General features: G+C 64.8%; 18 protein-coding genes. 8 read left to right on the top strand and 10 right to left on the bottom strand.

Annotation, left to right across the window (positions count from 1 at the left end; translation table 11 throughout):
* Positions 1–62: 62 nt before the first annotated feature.
* Both AAV94_RS03850 and AAV94_RS14355 read right to left on the bottom strand, forming a co-directional pair.
* Entirely contained in the window at positions 63–479 is a 417-nt protein-coding gene (locus tag AAV94_RS03850) for a PaaI family thioesterase (RefSeq protein ID WP_046741014.1), read from the bottom strand.
* 128 nt (positions 480–607) lie between these two features.
* Entirely contained in the window at positions 608–1,282 is a 675-nt protein-coding gene (locus AAV94_RS14355) for a TetR/AcrR family transcriptional regulator (RefSeq protein WP_052754901.1), read from the bottom strand.
* Positions 1,283–1,425: 143 nt separating this feature from the next.
* Here AAV94_RS14355 and AAV94_RS03840 point away from each other — a divergent pair, with 143 nt between their 5' ends.
* Together AAV94_RS03840 and hemB are read left to right on the top strand one after the other, a co-directional pair.
* Positions 1,426–3,309: a glutamine--tRNA ligase/YqeY domain fusion protein gene (locus tag AAV94_RS03840; protein ID WP_046741013.1), complete on the top strand. Its 1,884-nt coding sequence runs from the start codon at positions 1,426–1,428 to the stop codon at positions 3,307–3,309.
* A 32-nt stretch (positions 3,310–3,341) separates the two neighbouring features.
* Positions 3,342–4,346 carry a porphobilinogen synthase gene (gene hemB, locus AAV94_RS03835; RefSeq protein WP_046741012.1) on the top strand — a complete coding sequence of 335 codons (1,005 nt, stop codon included), beginning with the start codon at positions 3,342–3,344 and terminating at the stop codon, positions 4,344–4,346.
* Positions 4,347–4,381: 35 nt separating this feature from the next.
* Here the strand turns inward: hemB and AAV94_RS03830 are convergent, their stop codons facing one another.
* The 6 genes from AAV94_RS03830 to AAV94_RS03805 all read right to left on the bottom strand — a co-directional run bounded on the left by AAV94_RS03830 (position 4,382) and on the right by AAV94_RS03805 (position 9,225).
* The gene (locus AAV94_RS03830; protein ID WP_046741011.1) at positions 4,382–4,771 is read right to left on the bottom strand and encodes a roadblock/LC7 domain-containing protein; all 390 of its coding nucleotides are present in this window, start codon (positions 4,769–4,771) and stop codon (positions 4,382–4,384) included.
* A gap of 92 nt (positions 4,772–4,863) precedes the next feature.
* Positions 4,864–5,265 (bottom strand): hypothetical protein, encoded by a 402-nt coding sequence (locus AAV94_RS03825; protein ID WP_046741010.1) that lies wholly within the window; start codon positions 5,263–5,265, stop codon positions 4,864–4,866.
* Positions 5,266–5,362: 97 nt separating this feature from the next.
* Positions 5,363–6,682 carry a phosphatase domain-containing putative toxin gene (locus tag AAV94_RS03820; protein ID WP_046741009.1) on the bottom strand — a complete coding sequence of 440 codons (1,320 nt, stop codon included), beginning with the start codon at positions 6,680–6,682 and terminating at the stop codon, positions 5,363–5,365.
* On the bottom strand, positions 6,679–7,296 hold the full coding sequence (locus tag AAV94_RS03815; RefSeq protein ID WP_052754900.1) for a GTP-binding protein: 618 nt from the start codon (positions 7,294–7,296) through the stop codon (positions 6,679–6,681). Before AAV94_RS03815 ends, AAV94_RS03820 begins: the two co-directional genes overlap by 4 nt.
* 31 nt (positions 7,297–7,327) lie before the next feature.
* Positions 7,328–7,732, bottom strand: a complete 405-nt coding sequence (locus tag AAV94_RS03810; RefSeq protein ID WP_046741008.1) for a hypothetical protein — start codon at positions 7,730–7,732, stop codon at positions 7,328–7,330.
* A gap of 128 nt (positions 7,733–7,860) precedes the next feature.
* Positions 7,861–9,225 (bottom strand): aspartate aminotransferase family protein, encoded by a 1,365-nt coding sequence (locus AAV94_RS03805; RefSeq protein ID WP_046741007.1) that lies wholly within the window; start codon positions 9,223–9,225, stop codon positions 7,861–7,863.
* 117 nt (positions 9,226–9,342) lie between these two features.
* Here AAV94_RS03805 and AAV94_RS03800 point away from each other — a divergent pair, with 117 nt between their 5' ends.
* From AAV94_RS03800 to AAV94_RS03790, 3 genes are all read left to right on the top strand, one after another.
* Positions 9,343–9,867: an NUDIX hydrolase gene (locus AAV94_RS03800; RefSeq protein WP_046741006.1), complete on the top strand. Its 525-nt coding sequence runs from the start codon at positions 9,343–9,345 to the stop codon at positions 9,865–9,867.
* 48 nt (positions 9,868–9,915) lie between these two features.
* Positions 9,916–11,283 carry an aminopeptidase P N-terminal domain-containing protein gene (locus AAV94_RS03795; protein ID WP_046741005.1) on the top strand — a complete coding sequence of 456 codons (1,368 nt, stop codon included), beginning with the start codon at positions 9,916–9,918 and terminating at the stop codon, positions 11,281–11,283.
* A 195-nt stretch (positions 11,284–11,478) separates the two neighbouring features.
* Complete coding sequence (locus AAV94_RS03790; protein ID WP_046741004.1) at positions 11,479–12,009, top strand: bactofilin family protein; 531 nt, start codon at positions 11,479–11,481, stop codon at positions 12,007–12,009.
* Between the two features lie 68 nt (positions 12,010–12,077).
* Here AAV94_RS03790 and AAV94_RS03785 read toward each other — a convergent pair whose 3' ends face one another.
* Positions 12,078–13,118 (bottom strand): hypothetical protein, encoded by a 1,041-nt coding sequence (locus AAV94_RS03785; RefSeq protein ID WP_052754899.1) that lies wholly within the window; start codon positions 13,116–13,118, stop codon positions 12,078–12,080.
* 88 nt (positions 13,119–13,206) lie between these two features.
* Complete coding sequence (gene yihA, locus AAV94_RS03780) at positions 13,207–13,929, bottom strand: ribosome biogenesis GTP-binding protein YihA/YsxC (protein WP_084824722.1); 723 nt, start codon at positions 13,927–13,929, stop codon at positions 13,207–13,209.
* 127 nt (positions 13,930–14,056) lie between these two features.
* Between yihA and AAV94_RS03775 the strand changes: the two genes are divergently transcribed.
* The 3 genes from AAV94_RS03775 to ppk2 all read left to right on the top strand — a co-directional run bounded on the left by AAV94_RS03775 (position 14,057) and on the right by ppk2 (position 18,801).
* Complete coding sequence (locus AAV94_RS03775) at positions 14,057–16,198, top strand: cytochrome c biogenesis protein ResB (RefSeq protein ID WP_197407999.1); 2,142 nt, start codon at positions 14,057–14,059, stop codon at positions 16,196–16,198.
* Positions 16,199–16,238: 40 nt separating this feature from the next.
* Complete coding sequence (gene ccsB / locus AAV94_RS03770; RefSeq protein ID WP_046741003.1) at positions 16,239–17,534, top strand: c-type cytochrome biogenesis protein CcsB; 1,296 nt, start codon at positions 16,239–16,241, stop codon at positions 17,532–17,534.
* A gap of 124 nt (positions 17,535–17,658) precedes the next feature.
* A complete protein-coding gene (gene ppk2 / locus AAV94_RS03765) occupies positions 17,659–18,801 on the top strand; it encodes a polyphosphate kinase 2 (protein ID WP_046741002.1) in 1,143 nt (380 codons plus the stop codon).
* Positions 18,802–18,816: the final 15 nt, after the last annotated feature.

Raw genomic sequence — 18,816 nt, 5'->3', positions numbered from 1 at the left:
GCAGTGGGCGAAGACGTGAAAACTGCAGCGGCGCCAGCCGCGTGTGCATCGAGAGGCGCGGTTCAGACCGCCGGCGCCAGCGCGACAATCGTGCCTTGCGCAATGGCGCATAGCGTCTCCTGGCCTTCGGCAACGGTATAGACGTCGCAGCGGCAAACGGCCTGCGTTCTGCCGGCGTGCAAGACACTGGCACGTGCTATCAGGGCCTCGCCTTTGGCGGGCCGAAGATAGTTGATCTTGAATTCCGAGGTGACAACACGCGCGCCGAGCGCCGAGCCGCCTGCAAAAGTCAGGGCGTTATCGGCTGCATAGGACAGCACGCCACCGTGCACGAAGCCCAATTGCTGCAGTAGCGTAGTCCGAATGGGGATGCGCAATGTCGCCAGGGATGCGTCGAACTGCAACAACTGCGCGTCCAGCAGCTGGCTGAAAGGTTGTGCGCTCAGCACGGCACGGGCATCTTCGATCGTAAGAGTCATGGCGTCACCGGAAACTCGAGCAGGTGACGACGATTCTAGGAACGTCGCAGTGCAGTGGTGTTCGGGTTATTGCACGCGCGCAGTCCCCATGGCCACTGGCCCGGCGAGGTTGCGTCGGGTGCTGTTGTTCAGGTTTGTGCTGGGTGAAGGCAAGCGCGAGCAATCGTGCCTCCGTTCGCGCTATCAGTGCACAGGGCGCATTGCACGGCGGCAGTGATGGCTACTCGCAGCTGACGGGTCCAGCTGTCCTGCGCAGGCAGGGTCTGCAGGGCCATCAGGCCGTCGCGCGTGGCGGAGCACAGCAACGAGAATGCCAGGAATGCCACTGGCTGGGCATCGCGCCCGCGTGGCCAGTCGCTGGTTGTGGCGAGACTTGTCGCCACAACCTGCACGAAATGGCCGTACATCTGCTGGTACAGTGCCGGGGTGGTCAGGCGCCGTTCCAGCTGCATGAGCGCCCGCCATGTGGTGGGCTGCTCACAGATGGCCTGCACATGGGTGGCGACAATGGCACGCAGACGCGCGTGCAGGTCGTCGTTCTCTCCCGCATGTGCCTTTTCAAGGCGTCTGGCCAGACCGCGCAGCCAGCGGCGGATTGTCACGGCCGCGATCGATTCCTTGTTGGGAAAGTAGAGGTACAGGGTACCCAGGCCCACGCCGGCGAGATGGGCGATGTCGCGCATCGAGATGTGTGCGAAGTCCTTTTCCGCCAGCAAAAGCACGAACGCGTCCTGGATGGCCACGGAGGTCATCCAGGCACGCGATTGTGAGGGTTTGCGGCGGGGTTTGAGTGGCGAGTTCATGGGTTGGCGCAGCGGCTTGAGGTCTGCTCGCGCAGCGTAGGCGCAGTGCGTGAGCGGGTCAATCGTGGCAAACCTGTGGTCAGTGCCTTTTTGTCTTGGCCCTGCGGCAGCGCGCGCGTGGCCTCGACCTACAATTCGCTCCCATGAGCTCAACCCCATCTTCCAATGCGGCGCCTGCCGCCACCGATACCGCTGCCGACAGCGGCAAGCCCGGCAACTTCCTGCGCAACGTGATCGAGCAGGACCTGGAAAAAGGCACCTACGCGCAGCGCCGCTGGGGCGGCAGCCCCGGAGATGCGGCGCACCATGCGGCAGGCATCATTGATCCGGCAGCAATCCGCACGCGCTTTCCGCCCGAGCCCAACGGCTACCTGCACCTTGGCCACGCCAAGAGCATCTGGATCAACTTCAGCCTGGCCAAGGAGTACGGCGGTGTTTGTCACCTGCGCTTTGACGACACCAACCCGGAAAAGGAAGAGCGCGAGTACGTCGAATCCATCCGCGAGATGGTGCAGTGGCTGGGCTACTCCACCGAGTTTGCCGATGTGCCCGGCGCGCCGGGCCAGACGCAGCCGCATGTGTACTACGCCAGCGATTACTTCGATTTCATGTATCGCGCGGCCGAGTACCTGATCGAGTCGGGCAATGCCTACGTGGACGAGCAGACGCCCGAGCAGATGCGCGCCAACCGCGGTGACTTCAATACGCCTGGCAAGGACAGCCCGTTTCGCAGCCGTAGCCCGGCCGAGAACCTCGCGCGGCTGCGCGAGATGCGCGCGGGCAAGCTGGCCGATGGTGCGGCTGTGGTGCGCGCCAGGATTGACATGGCCAGCCCCAACATCAACATGCGCGATCCGGCCATCTACCGCATCAAGCATGCTGCCCACCACAACACCGGCGACAAGTGGTGCATCTACCCGATGTACACCTTCGCGCATCCGATCGAGGATGCGCTGGAGCAGATCACGCACAGCTTCTGCACGCTGGAGTTCGAGGACCAGCGCCCGTTCTACGACTGGTTGCTGCAAAAGCTCTGCGAGGGCGGCCTGCTGCAGGCGCCGCCACCCAGGCAGTACGAGTTCGCCCGCCTGAACGTCACCCACGTCATCACCAGCAAGCGCCGGCTGCGCCAGCTGGTCGAGGAGGGCCATGTCGATGGCTGGGACGATCCGCGCATGCCGACCATCGCCGGGCTGCGCCGGCGCGGCTACACGCCCGATGCCCTCAAGCTGTTCTGCGAGCGTTCGGGGGTTTCCAAGTCCGGCGGCTGGATTGACTATTCCGCGCTGGAAGGTGCGCTGCGTGACACGCTCGATCCGGTGGCGCCGCGCGCGCTGGCGGTGCTGGCACCGCTGAAGCTGGAGCTGACCAACTGGGACGCGCTGTTCGGGGCAGGGCACCTGGAGCCCTGCCATGCGCCGCGCAATCCCCACGACGAGACCGCGGGCCAGCGCCAGTTCACGCTCGGTCGCGAGATCTGGATCGAGGCCGAGGATTTCATGGAAGTGCCAGCCAAGGGCTACCGGCGCCTCTACCCGCCGCATGTCGGCGGTGACGGTCAGCCCAAGGAAGGCAACAAGGTGCGCCTCAAGTATGGCTATGTCATCCACTGCACGGGTTGCGAGAAGGATGCCAATGGACAGATCACGAAGGTGCTGGCCGAGGTCATCCCCGACACCAAGAGCGGCACACCGGGGGCCGATAGCGTCAAGGTCAAGGGCGTGATCGGCTGGGTTGGCGTGCACGATGCAACGCCTGCGGAAATACGCCTTTACGAGCGGCTGTTCAAGGTCGAGCATCCCGGAGAAGCCGAATTGGCCGAGGAACTCAACCCGGACAGCCTCAGCATCGCACAAGGCTATGTGGAGGCGGGCCTGCTGGATATGCTGCAAGCGCAGGGCGATGCGCCTGCGCCGCTGCAGTTCGAACGGCTCGGCTACTTCGTGCGTGACCGCAAGATGCCGATTGGCGCCGGCACGTTGGTGTTTAACCGTGCCTGCACCCTCAAGGATGGCTGGAAAGCGTAAGCTGGCGGGCTTGGCAGCAAGAAGGTATACCTATGCAGATCATTCCAGCTCCTTATCCTCTGGCGCGACCGCGCCGCATGCGCCGCGACGACTTTTCCCGCCGTCTGATGCGTGAGCACACGCTCACCGCCGATGACTTCATCCTGCCGGTGTTCGTGCACGAACAGGCGGGACGTGCGCCAGTGCCGTCCATGCCGGGGGTGGAGCGTCTGTCGATCGATGAATTGCTGAAAGTCGCCGAACAGGCGCTGGAGCTTGGCGTGCCGGTGCTGGACCTGTTCGGGGTCCCTGATCCGGATGCAAAAACCGCCGATGGTCGCATCGCCTGGGATGACGACGGCATCATCCAGCGCGCCGCGCGCGCGCTCAAGAGCCGCTTTCCCGAGCTGGGGGTGATGAGCGATCAGGCGCTTGATCCCTACACCACCCATGGGCAGGACGGGCTGATCGACGAGACCGGCTACATCCTCAATGAGGCCACCATTGAGGCGCTCATCAAGCAGTCGCTCTCGCATGCTGCAGCTGGCGTCGACATCCTCTCCCCCAGCGACATGATGGATGGCCGTATTGGCGCGATTCGTCAGGCGCTCGAGCGCGAGGGCTTCATCCATACCCGCATCATGTCCTACGCGGCCAAGTACGCCAGCGCCTTCTACGGGCCGTTTCGCAGCGCCGTCGGCAGCGCCGCGAATCTGGGCAAGAGCAACAAGAAAACCTACCAGATGGACCCCGCCAACAGCAATGAGGCCCTGCGCGAAGTCGCGCTGGACATTGCCGAAGGCGCGGACATGGTGATGGTCAAGCCGGGCCTGCCGTATCTGGATGTGGTGCGCCGCGTCAAGGATGCCTTCGGCGTGCCGACCTTTGCCTACCAGGTCAGTGGTGAATACGCCATGGTCAAGGCGGCAGCGCAGAACGGCTGGATCGACCACGATGCGGTCATGCTCGAGAGCTTGCTGGCGTTCAAGCGTGCGGGCGCGGACGGGGTGTTGACTTACTTTGCCCTGGATGCCGCGCGGCTGCTGCGCAGCACTTGAGCCCTGCGTGAACGCGCGGGGCCAGGCCGGCCCCTTCAGGCGCTGCCAGAAGTGCCGATAGCTTCCAGCGCCTTGGCGGCCTTGCGTGCATCCAGCAGGATGCGGCCAAGGTTGGCGCCGCTTTCCGCCGAGAGCATCAGCGCGCGCCCCGGGCCGGCCTCGACCAGCAGCATGATGCCCTGATCGCCACCGAGGATCACCTGCTTGAGCACGCCCATCTCGACTTCCTTTGCAGCGCGGCGAGACAGTGCCAGCAAGGAGGCGCACATGGCGCCGATGCGATCGGCATTGACGTGGTTCTGCGTGGCCGATGCCAGCACAAATCCGTCAAACGAGACCCAGGCCGTCAGTTCAATGGCGTCCGAACTGGCACGGAATGCGCGCAACACACTGCGGGCCTGGGATTGTTCTTCGGGGCTCAACATACCAATAGCTCAGAAACCGGATAGACGATGGCCCTGTGCCGCCGGGCTTTGCGTGCTGAGGCAGTACCTGCTGCCGATGTCGGTGCAGTGGGTCAGAGCGAACTTTCGATCAGCGGCATGGCCATGCGCGACTTGGTCAGCACCATACCGAGGTTGGCGCCCTTGCGACACACGAATGTCGCCACCTGTTGCTGGTTCTTGCCGCGTAAAAAAATATGCAGCAGGTTTTCGCTGTTGACGATGATCTCCTGGAAGTAGTGGCGGCCGTCCTCCTGCACCCCTCGCACACGGCGGAAGATCTTCTCGATGGCCTGAACGTTAGCGCCCTGAAAGAGGTCGGCAGTCGCGGCAGCCAGCAGATCGATGACTTCCTGGGCGTGGGAATCGACAGTCTTGATAGCCAGCAGCATGCCGGAATCGAGATCCACATAGCCAGCGGCTACGCAATCGGGGATGGTGGCGACGGCTTTTTCGAGGGCGGAGTCCAGTGACATCGTGGTACCTTGCGGGATCGGGTTGGGAAAATGTTACAAAAGTAACCTGATTCAACGGTGCCAATTGTAGAGAAGTTCGATTTTTGTGTCTTGGTGTTTACGCAAAAGTCACCTGGGTGGCAATGAATTGCTCGAACTGCGTCAGAAATGCCACTTGCTGTGTGGACTGGATCCACCCCGGATCGATGCGTCGGGCGGCCTGCAATGCCTGCGCTGCCGACCATGCGCCTCTGGCGCGCCACATCAGATAGGCCGCCAGCACGGTGCCGGTACGGCCCTGGCCGGCCTTGCAATGCACAGCGACGCACCTGCCCTGCGCAAGTTGCCGATCGAGCACATCACACAGGTCGACGGCCTGCTCCAGCAGCGGTGGCTGCATGTCGACGATGGGCACGTGCAGCGTGCGCATGCCATGCGCGGCGGCCAGTGCGTCATCGAACGGGGTTTCCGTCAGATTCAGCAGCGTATCGATGCCGGCGCCGCGCAATCCCTGCAGGTCCTGCGTCGCGTTGCCCAGCAGACCGGGTATGGACACGCCGGCCAGGCGGTCCGGCACGACCCAGCGAAAGCGCGCGGGTGTCAGCGCGTGCAGCTTGCCGAGCCCCGGACTGCGGTTGGCTTCCAGCGCACGCAGCGCAGCCTGCACCCGCTGCTGCGTCTGCGCCGATTCGGCAGCATGCGTGCCCTGCTCGGGGACCGATCCATGCAGCAGGTAGTGGCGCCCCGCCTCGCTTTGCGGCGCGGCAAAGAATGCACTGGCGCTGGCGACCTCGCGCACCTGACCATCTGTGAGTAGCCAGACCTGGTCGGCCAGGCGCCTGGCGTGCTCCAGGTTGTGGGTGATCAGCACGACGGAGCGCGTCTGACGCAGGCGATCGATGACGGCAATGACCGGCGCGGCACTCGTCGCATCCAGGCCGGCCGTGGGCTCGTCCAGCAGTAACAAATCCTTGCCGTAGAGGGCTGTGCGCAGCACCGTGAACAACGCCCACTCGCCATCGGTCAGCTGCGTGCAGGGCGCAAACAGGCGCGGCAGCATCTCCGTCAGCTTGAGCTGGCCGAACAGCTGGCGCAGTGCCTGCATGGTGGTTGCAGCGTCACCGCCTTCGGCGCAGAAGAACTGCAGTGCCGTGACGCCAGGCGGGCGCAGGGTTTTCTGTTGCTGCATACCGATGCGCAAGGGGCTTGCGCACTGTGCCCGCGCGCACTCGGCGCGCAGCGTCGGGGCCTGCCATGCCAGCGCTGGCTGCTGGCCGAGCGCCTGCAGACATTGAAGCAGGGTGGACTTGCCCGTGCCACAGGGCCCCAGGATGGCGCCGCAGCCGCGAGACGGCAGCTCCAGATCAATGGCGCGCAGCACCTGCCGGTCGGCGCGCCAGACCGACAGGCCCCGCACGGAAAGCAGTGGCGCGTTCATGGGGTATGCACACGCTTTTGCCACTGAGCAAAGCGGGCGTGCAAGGCGGATTCGGGCAGGGTCTGAAAGGACTCCAGCAGGGCCGTCATGACGACCATCACAGCGGTGACGTCGCGTGCACTGCGTGCATCGCACCACATCACTGCGGGTGTGCAGGCGCTGCAGGGGCAGGCGCGACGCTGGCGCAGAAAATCGTAGTAGGGCTGCAGGCTGCGCCGGGTATCTTGCTCGGCATGGGTGACGGCGATCACGATGGGAAAGTCCTGGCCCGCCTTCGCCGCGGCGATCGCATCCAGATAGGCGGCCAGGCTCTGCAGACGCTCGGCGTGGCTGTGATCGACACACACGACCGCGCCGCGGGCTTGCTCCAGCAGGATTTCCCACATGAAGTCGAAGCGGTCCTGCCCGGGCGCGCCGTGCAGCCGCAGCTTGTCGCCGTTGCCCAGTTCCATGACGCCCATGTCCATGGCCACCGTGGTGGTGGCTTTGCGCTGCAGTGTTGCTGCATCCGTGGCAGCGACGTCGGTGTCGACCACGTCGATGTCACTGATGGCGCGAATGGCGGTGGTCTTGCCCGAGCCGACAGAGCCTAGGACAGCGATGTTCCATTCCATGAAGGTCCCTTGTCCGTGCGTGTACGGTAGATCAGCGAGGCAGCAGCTTGCCCCACAGGCGTTTGAGGAATGTCCGTGCGGCGCCGTGGCGCTGGTCGTCTTCGGCCCCAGGCGACGCCGCAATGTCCGGACCGTCCGTGGCGGAGGGCGTAGCGCCGGAGGCTGTCAGTGGCTCGGTGCCGGTCTGGAAGACGGCGACGGCGCCCGCGTCGATCAGGTGCAGCACAAGCGGCTCCACCTCATGGCTAGGCATGTCCAGTGCACGATGCACCAGAAAGCCCACAGTGGGTTTTCTGGAGAGCAGGGCGCAGATGCGGGCCAGATCGCCAATGCGCGAGAGGTCGCGTTCAGCCGAAAAGTCGGGCCACTGCCTGACGTAGAGCAGTTTCGAGCGGATATCGTCGGCGGACAAGGCCGGTGCCGGGGAAGGGCGCATGGCGATCCGGAGGGTCAGTACCTGGTCAATGAATGCAAGGCAGCGCTGGATTGCGCATCCGACCGATTATCGGCCAGATACGCACACCGGTGCGATGCCTGCCCGTGCCAATTCATGGCAAGCCTACGCTAGCGAATCGCGCGCAGCGCCCGATCGATGGCCTCGACCATGCGGTCGATCTCACCAGGCTCGGCGATGAAGGGCGGCGCAATCTGCAGCGTGTCGCCGCCGTAGCGGATATAAAAGCCTTGTTCCCAACAATGCATGGCGACCTCGTAAGGGCGGCGGGCCGGCTCGCCGGGCAGCGGCTGCAGCGTAATGCCGGCTGCCAGGCCAATGGTGCGGATGTCCGCCACGTGCGGCGCGCCCTGCAGCTGGAATACCGCTTCCTCAAGGTGCGCCGCGAGTGCGGCGCCGCGGGAAACGGCCTGTTCCTGCTGTAGCAACTCAAGTGCGGCCAGACCGGCTGCGCAGGCCACCGGATGGGCCGAGTAGGTGTAGCCGTGCGGGAATTCGACCAGGTACTCCGGCCCGCCCGCCTCCATGAAAGCTTCATAGATGCTGGCCTTGGCAACCACGGCACCCAGTGGCTGGGCACCGTTGGTAACCTGCTTGGCCAGTGTCAGCAGATCGGGGGTGACGCCGAAGGCCTGCGACGCCGTCATGGCGCCGGCGCGGCCAAACCCGGTGATGACCTCGTCGAAGATCAGCAGGATGTCGTGCTGGTCGCAGAGCTCGCGCAGCCGCTGCAGATAGCCTTGCGGCGGCGGAATCACACCGGCCGAGCCGGAGAACGGCTCGACGATTACGGCGGCGATATTGCTGGCATCATGCAGCGTGATCAGGTCCAGCAGCCGGTCGGCCAGCGCCCGGCCCCCCTCGGCCGGCATGCCCTTGCAGAAACTGCCGCCAGCCCCCTGCGTGTGCGGCAGATGGTCACTCTCCAGTGTCTGCCCGAACACCTTGCGGTTGCCGCCGATGCCGCCTACCGAAATGCCGCCGAAGTTCACGCCGTGGTAGCCCTTCTCGCGCCCGATCAGGCGCGTCTTGCCGGGCTGGCCCTTGGCGCGCCAGTAGGCGCGCGCCATCTTCAGTGCGGTGTCGGCTGACTCCGAGCCGGAACCGGTGAAGAACACGTGGCTGAGTCCTTGCGGCATCAGCGAGACGATTTTCTCGGCCAGCTGAAACGATAGCGGGTGACCGAACTGAAAGGCCGGCGCGTAGTCCAACTGCCGTGCCTGTTGTGCGATCGCGTCGGCGATTTCCCGGCGCCCATGACCCAGGCCGCAGCACCACAGGCCGGATAGCCCGTCAAAAATGCGCCGGCCATCGGCGCTGGTGTAATAGCAGCCGTCAGCAGCGACGATCAGCCGCGGATTCCGTTTGAACTCGCGGTTGGCGGTAAAGGGCATCCAGTGCGCCTGCAACTGGGCAGGCGTGAGGGTGTTGGCGTGCGCGGCAGCGAGCGCGTCTTTGGCGTCGTTGGAGGACATGGCGTAGTTCTTGCAGGCGGCTGAGGAAGGACGCCCGCGCCGCAGTCGCACCGGACAGCACGGTGCTTGACTGGCAGCCCGGGCAGCGAGGCAGGTTGCCAGATGGATAATAGCCCCATGCAACAGCGATGGAAACCCAATGTGACCGTGGCCGCGGTCATCGAGCGTGACGGGCGCTTTCTTCTGGTCGAGGAAGACACCCGCGACGGTGTGCGCCTGAACACGCCTGCCGGCCATCTCGATCCCGGCGAGGGTCTGGTGCAGGCATGCGTGCGCGAGACGCGCGAGGAGTCCGCCTACGAGTTCACGCCCCGGGCGTTGGTGGGCATCTACCTGAACCGCTTCGTGCCCTCTGGTGCGGCGGAGGCGGTGACCTATCTGCGCTTTACGTTCTGCGGGGAACTGGGGCCCCATCATCCCGAGCAGCCGCTCGATGACGGCATCCTGCGGGCCGTGTGGATGGATGTCGAACAGGTGCGTGCCAGCCAGGCGCAGCACCGCTCGCCCATCGTCATGCAGTGCATCGAGGATTACCTGCAAGGGCGCCGCTACCCGCTGGAGTTGCTGCGTGTGGATCCATCGGTATGGGCGCCTGCTCCCAGCAACCCGGGCGACGCGGCAACCCAGTTGCAGGCAGTCTGAAGCGCGTGTTCGGGCTGCACCTCATCCTTCCTATCCCAGCGAGTGCCCATGTCTGCCTTCCAGCTTGACAACATCCAGCTTTATGCGCAGCGCCGCCGGCGGCTTGCGCAATCCATGGTACGCGACGCGGTGGCCATCATTCCCACGGCGCCCCAGCAGCGGCGCAACCGCGACAGCGACTATCCGTACCGGCATGACAGCTATTTCTACTACCTGACTGGCTTCACCGAACCTGATGCCTGCCTGCTGCTGCACGCCGACGGTCGCAGCGTGCTGCTGTGCCAGCCCAAGGATCTCGAGCGCGAGATCTGGGATGGCTATCGCCTCGGGCCGCAGCAGGCCGTGGCGGCATTGGGGGTGGATGAAGCCGCATCCATCGAGGAGCTGGACGAGCGCGTCGTTCAGGCGCTGGGCAATCGTGCGGCCGTCTACTATCCGTTTGCGACCCATGCGGGCATGGCTGCGCGTGTCGAAGGTTGGCTCGATCGCGTGCGCGCCAGAGCGCGCCAGGGGGTGACGGCGCCACAGTCCCAGCACGACGTGTGCGCCCTGCTCGATGAAATGCGGCTGTACAAGGACGCCCACGAGCTGGCCATCATGCGCCGGGCCGGCAGGATCAGCGCGCAGGCCCACATCGCGGCGATGTGCTGTAGCGCCCGCATGCTGGAAGCCGGACAGGATGTGCGCGAGTACCACCTGGAGGCCGAGCTGCTACACACCTTCCGCAAACACGGCGCGCAGGGGCCTGCGTACGGCAACATCGTTGCTGCCGGTGCCAACGCGTGCGTGCTGCATTACGCGGCAGGCAGCGCGCCGGTGCGGCCGGGCGAACTGGTGCTGGTTGATGCAGCGTGTGAGCTCGACAGCTACGCCAGCGACATCACCCGCACTTTCCCGGCGAACGGGCGCTTTTCCAGCGTGCAGCGCGAGCTCTACGAGATCGTGCTGGCCAGCGAAGAAGCGGCCATCGCTGCAGCGCAGCCGGGGGCGCGGTTCAGCGACCCGCACGATGCCGCTGTGCGCGTGCTGACCCAGGGCATGCTGGATGTGGGTCTGCTCGATGCCGACAAGGTCGGCAGCGTGGACGACGCCATTGCCCAGCGCGCCTACTTCCCCTACTACATGCACCGCACCAGCCACTGGCTTGGGCTGGATGTGCACGACTGCGGCAGCTACACCGAGCCCGCCGCGCACGGGCAGGGCGCGCAGCCGTCGGCACGGGTGCTTGGCGCCGGCATGGTGCTGACGATCGAGCCGGGGATCTACGTGCGGGCGGCAGAAGGGGTACCCGAGCGGTTTCACAACATCGGCATCCGGATCGAGGATGATGTGGTCATCACTGCCGACGGGCACGAAGTGCTGACCCGCGACGTGCCAGTGGCCGCCGAGGCCATAGAGCAGCTCATGCGCGGCTGAGAACCTGTGCACGAAAAGATCGTGAGCACGTTCTCGCGCATGGCGTGACGTGCCGGTGCGAGCAGTTAGCCTGTGCAACGGCTGCAAAAAAACGCAACATTTACGATCGGCCCGGCTTCATGCGCGACTTGCTGCGCTGATTTCCCGTAAATTGTCACCCGCAACCCTGTCAGATCAACCAAAGGATTTCTACTCATGGCTCAATCCAGCTTCTTCGGCAAACGCAACGATCCCAAAAGCGACACGGCCAGCACTGCACCCGCTACGCCCGCCGTGGCTGCCCCGAGTCCGGTCACTGCCGGTGCCGCGCCGGCTGCGGCACGGCCTGCGGGCTTTTTCGGCGCATCGGCGGCAGCTGCGGCGCCGAGCTTTGCCGTGAGCGAGAAGACCGCCGCTGCGGAGCCTGCGCAGAGCAAGCTCACGGTGGGCCCCAACATCAAGCTCAAGGGTGTGGAGATCACCGACTGTGACGTGCTGTTCATCGAGGGGGTTGTCGAGGCAACGCTCGATTCCAAGGTCATCCAGATCTCCGAGAGTGGCTCGTTCAACGGCACTGCCAATATTGACGTGGCGGAGATCCGTGGCACGTTCGATGGCGATCTGACGGTGCGCGAGAAACTCACCATCTTCGCCACCGGCAAGGTCACCGGAAAGATTCGCTATGGCAAGCTGGTCGTGGAAGAAGGCGCGCGTATCAGCGGAGAAATTAGCGTCACCGAAAGCTGAACGCAAAGAGCACCGGGTACGGAAAAAAGCGCAGCCTCATGGCTGCGTTTTTTTTTGTCAGCTGGTGCTCAAAAATACATGTCGACCGTCAGGCCAATGGCCCAGGATTCCTCGCGGCTGGGCGTCTCGCGTTCCTTGGGCCAGAAATGGCCGAGTGTGACCTTGCCCAGCAGCCAGTCCCGATAGATGGGCTGGCGCCACGATGTCCGCACGCCGTAGTTGGAGATGTCCACCGATCCGGTGCGGCCCTGTACCACCGCCTCGACGGCAGCGGTGCGCAGGCCCGGCAACTCCTTGAACAGGCCCAGGCCGCTGTGCCATTCGAAGCCATCGCTGCGGCGAGTGATGGTGCCGGAGGTGCTCCAGCGCGCTGCCAGCGTGCGCGAGAGCGCATGCTCATAGTCCAGCACGGTCGTGGAGCCCAGGCTGTCCTTGGAGGACCAGAAGAGGCTTTCGCGAAAGAAGAGGGTGTCACGTGGCGAGAGCGCCCACTGATTGCGGTAGCGCGCCTGGACGTAGACATTCAGCCCGCCGCGAAAGCCGATGCGAAAGTCCACGTCGTCCATGACGTCGTAGCCTAGCCCGGCGAAGAACGACTGGTCCTCCCGGCGGTTCTCGCGAATCAGCAGCTGTTCGCGGCTGAAGTTCTCGGGCTGGTCGGTCACGACCTCACGTTCGTTATCCTGACCTATGAATGCGTAGGCGCGGCCTTCCAGATTGGGCAGGTCGGCGCGCAGCCGAAACCGCACGTTGACATTGCTGCCGTAGAACTCGTCCCAGAGGGCATTCACGCGGAGATAGCCGGAGACCTTACCGCTGTTCTCGAACGGTTCGTCACCAAACAGTCCGTCCAGGGAACTGGCCAGCCAGTGCGTGGCAGCGTAGGTGGTGTCGCGCGTTGCTTCCAGCCAGCCGATGTAGGGGCCACTGGCGCGATAGGCCGCCTCGTCACGGTCTGCAACGCGGCCGGGCGCGCTCTGGGCGTGCAGGCTGGCTGCGGCCACCAGCAAGGTCGCAGCCGCCCCACACTGCCGCGCTGCAGGCAGCTTGTGCGTGCGTTGTGCCACTTTGATGGCTGAGGGCGGGTCTTGACGGAACGTTGCGATCATGGCCGGTCAGATGTCAGGGACAGGATTCAGCGCCGCCAGCAGACAACCGGCGTGCGGCAATCCGACGTTGGCTGGCGGCGTGGCGCGATCATGATGCGATGGTATCGGCACCGGGGTCGGACAAGCCAGATGGTGTCTGAGCCTGCAGCACCCATTGGCGCAAAAGCAACGCCGTCTCGGCCACTCCCTGGCGCTTGAGGGCGGAAAACAGCCGCACCTGCCCACCGCCAGCGTTGAGCTGCATGATCTGCAGCGCCTTGTGCTGCTCGGTGCGGTTGAGCTTGTCGGCCTTGGTCAGCAGCACCAGAAAGTGCAGGCCCTGTTCGACGCGCGGACGCAGCATCTCCAACAGCGCTTCGTCCAGCTCGGTCAGACCATGGCGCGCGTCGCAAAGCAGCACCACGGCATGCAGGTTGGCGCGCGATATCAGGTAGTTGGCCATGACGCGCTGCCAGCGCAGCTTGTCGGCCTGCGGCACGGCCGCGTAGCCATAGCCCGGCAGATCGGCCAGCACCGCGTCGGGCGCGCCTTTGGGGCCCAGCTCGAAGAGGTTGATGTGCTGGGTGCGCCCGGGCGTCTTGGAGGCGAAGGCCAATTGGCGCTGCTGCGTCAGCGTGTTGATGCAGGTGGATTTGCCGGCGTTGGAGCGCCCGACGAAGGCCAGCTCGGGAAGATCCAGCGCAGGCACCTGGTGCAGCTGCGCGGCGGTGGTGAAAAAGCGCGCGGTGTGCCACCAGCTCAGTGCCTTTTTTTCTTCCGCGCGACGCTGCTCCAGCGCCTGCGGACTTGGGTTCGATTCGGAAGATTGCATGGCGCGCAGTATGCACTGGCTCGCCCGGGGATAAGCTATTTCTGGTGCAATGGCAGCCTGCGGCGCGACTGCGCCGCCATGTGGCATGGCCATGTTGTCGGACTTTCCTCATTTTTTCTTGCCTGCCTTGTCCATCCTGTCTGCTTCCTGGTGGCGCAGCGCCCATGCGCTGCTGGCGTCCATGCGGTTTGCAATCGTCCTGCTGACGGTGCTCAGCATCGCGTCCGTAGCGGGAACGGTGTTGCGCCAGCAACAGCCGCTGGCGAGCTATGTCGAGACTTTCGGCCCATTCTGGGCGCAACTGTTCATCACCTTGCAGCTGCACGCCGTCTACAGCGCCTGGTGGTTTGTGCTGATTCTGGCGTTTCTGGTGCTCAGCACCAGCCTGTGCATTGCGCGTAACGCGCCGAAGTACCTGGCCGACATGCGGCGCTATCACGAAAAGGTGCGGGTGGGCAGCCTGCGTGCCATGCCGCTGCATGCCCAGGGCACGCTGGACGGTGCGCCGCAGGCCCTGGCGCACGATGCCGCTGCCACGCTGGCTGCTGCCGGCTGGCGGGTGCGGCTGCATGCGCGCCAGGCCGGCGCCATGCAGCAGCCAGGCGGGTGGATGGTGGCGGCCAAGCGCGGCGCCGCGCACAAGCTGGGCTACATTGCGACGCACGGTGCGATCGTGCTGATCTGCGCAGGTGCGCTGATCGATGGAGAGCTGTTCATTCGCGCGCAGGCGTGGTGGGGTGGCAAGACACCTTTTACGAGTATGCAGTCACTGGGGCAGGCGGGCGCCGAGCACTGGCTCTCACCGGCCACGCCGGCCTATCGCGGGCTGGTGCGTGTGGCAGAAGGCGCAGAGTCCGCCACTGCCATCGTCACGCAGGGCGATGGCGTGTTGCTGCAGCCGCTGCCCTTTCGGATCGGGTTGCAGCGTTTCGAGGTGGACTATTACTCCAGCGGCATGCCGCGTGCATTCACCAGCGAGGTGGTGATCGAGGATCTGGCGGGCAAGCAGCGCAGCAGTCACCGCATTGCGGTCAACCAGCCCTTGCGCATCCATGGTGTGGACATCTACCAGTCCGGTTTCGACGACGGTGGCTCCCGGGTGCGTTTGCGGGCCGTGGGGCTGCGCCAGCGCGTGCCGCAGACCGTATTGGAGGCAGAAGTCGGCAAGACGTTGCCGGTTGGCGCGCTGCTGCCTGGCACAACGCTGGAAGTTGCGCAGCTGCGCGTGCTCAACGTCGAGAACCTGGGCGGTGGCGATGCCGTCGATGTGCGCAGGGTGGATCTGCGCAGCACGCTGGCCACGCACCTGGGCGCGGGCAACAAGACGACGCGCCCGCAGGTGTTGCGCAATGTGGGCCCGAGCATCACCTATCGCCTGCGCGATGCGGCCGGGCAGGCGGTGGAGTTTCACAACTACATGCTGGCTGCGGACCTGGACGATGGTGTGCCGGTGTATTTGCTTGGTGTACGGCAGCAGCCGTCCGAGCCCATGCGCTACGTGCGCATTCCGCAGGACAGCGCTGCCAGCATGGACGATTTTCTGCGGCTGCAGCGCGCCCTGTACGACGCTCCCTCGCGCGCGCAGGCCGTGGCAGCCTATGTTTCCCGGGCATTGGTGACGGACCGCACCGACCTGCGGGCCCAGCTTGAAGCTTCCGCCCGGCGGGCGATGGCGCTTTTTGTCGGGGAGGGCGCCCCTGCGCCGCAGGGCAGGCCCACAGCTGGTCTGCAGGCGTTGGCGCAGTTCATCCAGAACAATGTGTCGCCGGAAGAGATGGAGTCGGCCTCCGCCGTGCTGTTGCGTATGTTGCAGGGAGTGCTGTTCGAGCTGCTGCAACAGCAGCGTCAGGCAGATGGCCTGGCAGCGCTCGCGCCCGAGGGCCCGGCCATGCAGTCCTTCATGCGCCTGGCGCTGCTGGCGCTCAGTGATATGCAAGCCTATCCAGCGGATGTGTTTTTTGCGCTGGAGGACTTCACGCAGGTGCAGGCCAGCGTCTTCCAGGTGACCAAGGCACCGGGTCGGCCCGTTGTTTACCTAGGCTGTGTGCTGCTGATCGCAGGCGTTTTCATGATGCTGTTCGTGCGTGAGCGACGTCTGTGGCTGTGGCTGCAGCCAGATGTTGACGGGACGGCAGCGCAGGCGTTGCTGGCCATGGCGACCAATCGCCGCACCCTGGATGCCGGGCAGGAGTTCAAGCAGCTGCAGCAGACGCTGCTGCGCGCGCAAAGTCCGAGCCTGAAATACGACGAATCCCATGACGATGCATAGCACGGAAAACTCCCCTGGCCCGGTTGTGCGGGCCGCGCCCATGCGCTTTCCTGGCGCTGCGCGTCGCAGCGCCGGAGATTGGCTCTTTGCCGCGCTGGTGACCGGCGCCTGTGCCTGGGCACTGTGGCGCTATGGGGATTACCTGGACGGGTATGAGACGGCCATTTTGCTGGCGGCGGCGGCGACGCTGGCTGCGCTGGGATGGTTCTGGCGGCCGGTGCAGGGCTTTGCCCTCGCGGTGGGGGTGCTTGCGGTGCTGGCCATCAGACTGTACCAGGGCGATGGCGGTGCGGATCTGGCCCGCTCCGAGCAGCAGTGGCTGCTCAAGTACCTGCTCTCTAGCCAGTCCGCCATTCTCTGGATGGGCGTGCTGTATCTGCTCAGCACGGTGTTCTATTGGCTGGGGCTGTGGCGGCCGGCACTGGCTGCGGTGGGCGCGGCGCTGGCCTGGTCGGCCAGCGCGCTGGCGCTGGCGGGCACGCTGGTGCGCTGGTATGAGAGCTATCTGATCGGGCCTGACGTGGGCTACATCCCGGTCAGCAACCTCTACGAGGTTTTCATCCTCTTTTGCTGGCTGACCACGCTGTTCTATCTGTATTACGAGCAGCACTACCGCACGCGCAGCCTGGGCGCATTCGTCATGCCCATCGTGGCCGCGGCGGTGGGTTTTCTGGCGTGGTATGCGGTTGCACGCGAAGGTCACCTCATTCAGCCGCTGGTGCCTGCACTGCAGAGCTGGTGGATGAAGCTGCACGTGCCGGCCAACTTCATCGGCTACGGCACGTTTGCCATTGCCGCCATGGTGGCGTTTGCCTGGCTGATCAAGTATCACGCGCAGCACGGGCGCAGGTGGCAGCTGGTGCCCCTGTGGCTGCTCGGGGTAGTGCTGTGTCTGGAACCACTGCTGTTTCGCCGCAATGCCGCGGATGCCGCGCCCTCGTTCTGGATGCTCTACTTTGGCGTGGCGGCCTTGCTGGTGTCCACCGTGGTAGCGCTGCGCAGGCCGCTGGCAGCCAGGCTGCCCGATTTCGACGTACTCGATGACCTGATGTACAAGGCGATCGCCGTCGGCTTTGCCTTCTTTACCATCGCCACGGTGCTGGGTGCGTTCTGGGCGGCAGAAGCCTGGGGTGGCTACTGGAGCTGGGATCCCAAAGAGACCTGGGCGCTGATCGTGTGGCTCAACTACGCCACCTGGCTGCACATGCGGCTGGTCAAGGGCCTGCGTGGTGCCTGGCTGGCGTGGTGGGCGCTACTGGGGCTGGCTGTCACATCCTTTGCGTTCCTCGGGGTCAACCTGTTTCTTTCGGGGCTGCACAGCTACGGACAGCTTTGACCGTGTGAGGACGTCTCTTGCAGATGCGAGTGGCTGACTCAAATGGTGAGACTCCCTGCGCGAGTGCGCGGGCGGATCCGGATAATCCCTGTCATTGTTTTGCAATGAAAGACAGGGAGCGCGCATGTCCGACGCCGACAAAAACACCGCATCTTCGCAACGCCGCAGCCGCAGGCCCGCGGTACGCAAGGCCAGCCAGGGCGACGTGGCGCCCACCCACAACCTTGCGGCGCTGCAGCGCCATGTCAGCGCGGAGGCCGGTCACGCGCGCCAGAGCGAGTTGAGCGAGGCGGCGCTGCGCATCGTCGCTGCAGAAGGCTCGGCCAGGGAGCGGGCCGCTGCGCTGCGCGCACTGATTGAAGGCGCCTCGCCGGACGATCAGCAGGCGCTGCGCAAAACGCTGTTGAGCAAGGGCTGGCGGCCCGCTGCGGACAAGCCCAATCCTGACGAAGAACTGGCGGATGACTGGCGCGACGGCGGCTACCCCTACCGGAACCTGCTGCGGCGCAGCGTCTACGAAAAGGAGAAGTTCCGGCTTCAGGTCGAGCTGCTCAAGCTGCAGGCATGGGTCAAGGAGACGGGCCAGCGCGTGGTCATCCTGTTCGAGGGGCGCGATGCAGCGGGCAAGGGTGGCACGATCAAGCGTTTCATGGAGCACCTCAACCCGCGTGGAGCCCGCGTGGTGGCGCTGGAAAAACCCACGCTGGAGGAGCAGGGCCAGTGGTACTTTCAGCGCTATGTGCAGCACCTGCCCACGCGCGGTGAAATCGTGCTGTTCGACCGCAGCTGGTACAACCGCGCGGGGGTCGAGCGTGTGATGGGCTTTTGCACCGATGACGAGTACGCGGAGTTCATGCGCCAGGCGCCAGAGTTCGAGCGGCACTTGGTGCGCAGCGGGGTGCACCTCATCAAGTTCTGGTTCTCGGTTAGTCAGCAGGAGCAGCGCCGCCGATTCAAGGAGCGCAAGGCGCACCCGCTCAAGCAGTGGAAGCTCAGCCCTATCGACATGGCGTCGCTCGACAAATGGGACGATTACACCCGCGCCAAGGAGGCGATGTTCTTTGAGACCGACACCGCGGATTCACCCTGGACGGTCATCAAGAGCGACTGCAAAAAGCGCGCGCGCCTCAATGCCATGCGCTATGTGCTGCACAAGCTGCCCTATGCGAGCAAGTCCGCCGAACAGATTGGCAAGCTTGATCCGCTCATTGTCGGGCGTGCGCACGTCGTCTACGAGCGGGGCGAAAGGCCGGTGACGCTGCTGTAGGCGCTGCCTCTAGGC

The organism is Lampropedia cohaerens (assembly GCF_001005215.1).
In the GTDB taxonomy this organism is placed as follows: Bacteria; Pseudomonadota; Gammaproteobacteria; order Burkholderiales; family Burkholderiaceae_C; genus Lampropedia; species Lampropedia cohaerens.
Note: the sequence above shows the minus strand (reverse complement) of the source record. Positions and strands in the feature narration are given on the sequence as shown.

Excerpts from the sequence above, each read along its gene's own strand:
- AAV94_RS03820 (WP_046741009.1), bottom strand. The coding sequence starts at position 6,682 with ATGAACGCGCCACTGCTTTCCGTGCGGGGCCTGTCGGTCTGGCGCGCC.
- AAV94_RS03850 (WP_046741014.1), bottom strand. The coding sequence starts at position 479 with ATGACTCTTACGATCGAAGATGCCCGTGCCGTGCTGAGCGCACAACCT.
- AAV94_RS14355 (WP_052754901.1), bottom strand. The coding sequence starts at position 1,282 with ATGAACTCGCCACTCAAACCCCGCCGCAAACCCTCACAATCGCGTGCC.
- AAV94_RS03785 (WP_052754899.1), bottom strand. The coding sequence starts at position 13,118 with ATGATCGCAACGTTCCGTCAAGACCCGCCCTCAGCCATCAAAGTGGCA.
- ccsB (WP_046741003.1), top strand. The coding sequence starts at position 16,239 with ATGCGCTTTCCTGGCGCTGCGCGTCGCAGCGCCGGAGATTGGCTCTTT.
- AAV94_RS03800 (WP_046741006.1), top strand. The coding sequence starts at position 9,343 with ATGCAACAGCGATGGAAACCCAATGTGACCGTGGCCGCGGTCATCGAG.
- ppk2 (WP_046741002.1), top strand. The coding sequence starts at position 17,659 with ATGTCCGACGCCGACAAAAACACCGCATCTTCGCAACGCCGCAGCCGC.
- AAV94_RS03815 (WP_052754900.1), bottom strand. The coding sequence starts at position 7,296 with ATGGAATGGAACATCGCTGTCCTAGGCTCTGTCGGCTCGGGCAAGACC.
- AAV94_RS03810 (WP_046741008.1), bottom strand. The coding sequence starts at position 7,732 with ATGCGCCCTTCCCCGGCACCGGCCTTGTCCGCCGACGATATCCGCTCG.
- AAV94_RS03825 (WP_046741010.1), bottom strand. The coding sequence starts at position 5,265 with ATGTCACTGGACTCCGCCCTCGAAAAAGCCGTCGCCACCATCCCCGAT.
- AAV94_RS03795 (WP_046741005.1), top strand. The coding sequence starts at position 9,916 with ATGTCTGCCTTCCAGCTTGACAACATCCAGCTTTATGCGCAGCGCCGC.
- hemB (WP_046741012.1), top strand. The coding sequence starts at position 3,342 with ATGCAGATCATTCCAGCTCCTTATCCTCTGGCGCGACCGCGCCGCATG.
- AAV94_RS03805 (WP_046741007.1), bottom strand. The coding sequence starts at position 9,225 with ATGTCCTCCAACGACGCCAAAGACGCGCTCGCTGCCGCGCACGCCAAC.
- yihA (WP_084824722.1), bottom strand. The coding sequence starts at position 13,929 with ATGCAATCTTCCGAATCGAACCCAAGTCCGCAGGCGCTGGAGCAGCGT.
- AAV94_RS03840 (WP_046741013.1), top strand. The coding sequence starts at position 1,426 with ATGAGCTCAACCCCATCTTCCAATGCGGCGCCTGCCGCCACCGATACC.
- AAV94_RS03830 (WP_046741011.1), bottom strand. The coding sequence starts at position 4,771 with ATGTTGAGCCCCGAAGAACAATCCCAGGCCCGCAGTGTGTTGCGCGCA.
- AAV94_RS03790 (WP_046741004.1), top strand. The coding sequence starts at position 11,479 with ATGGCTCAATCCAGCTTCTTCGGCAAACGCAACGATCCCAAAAGCGAC.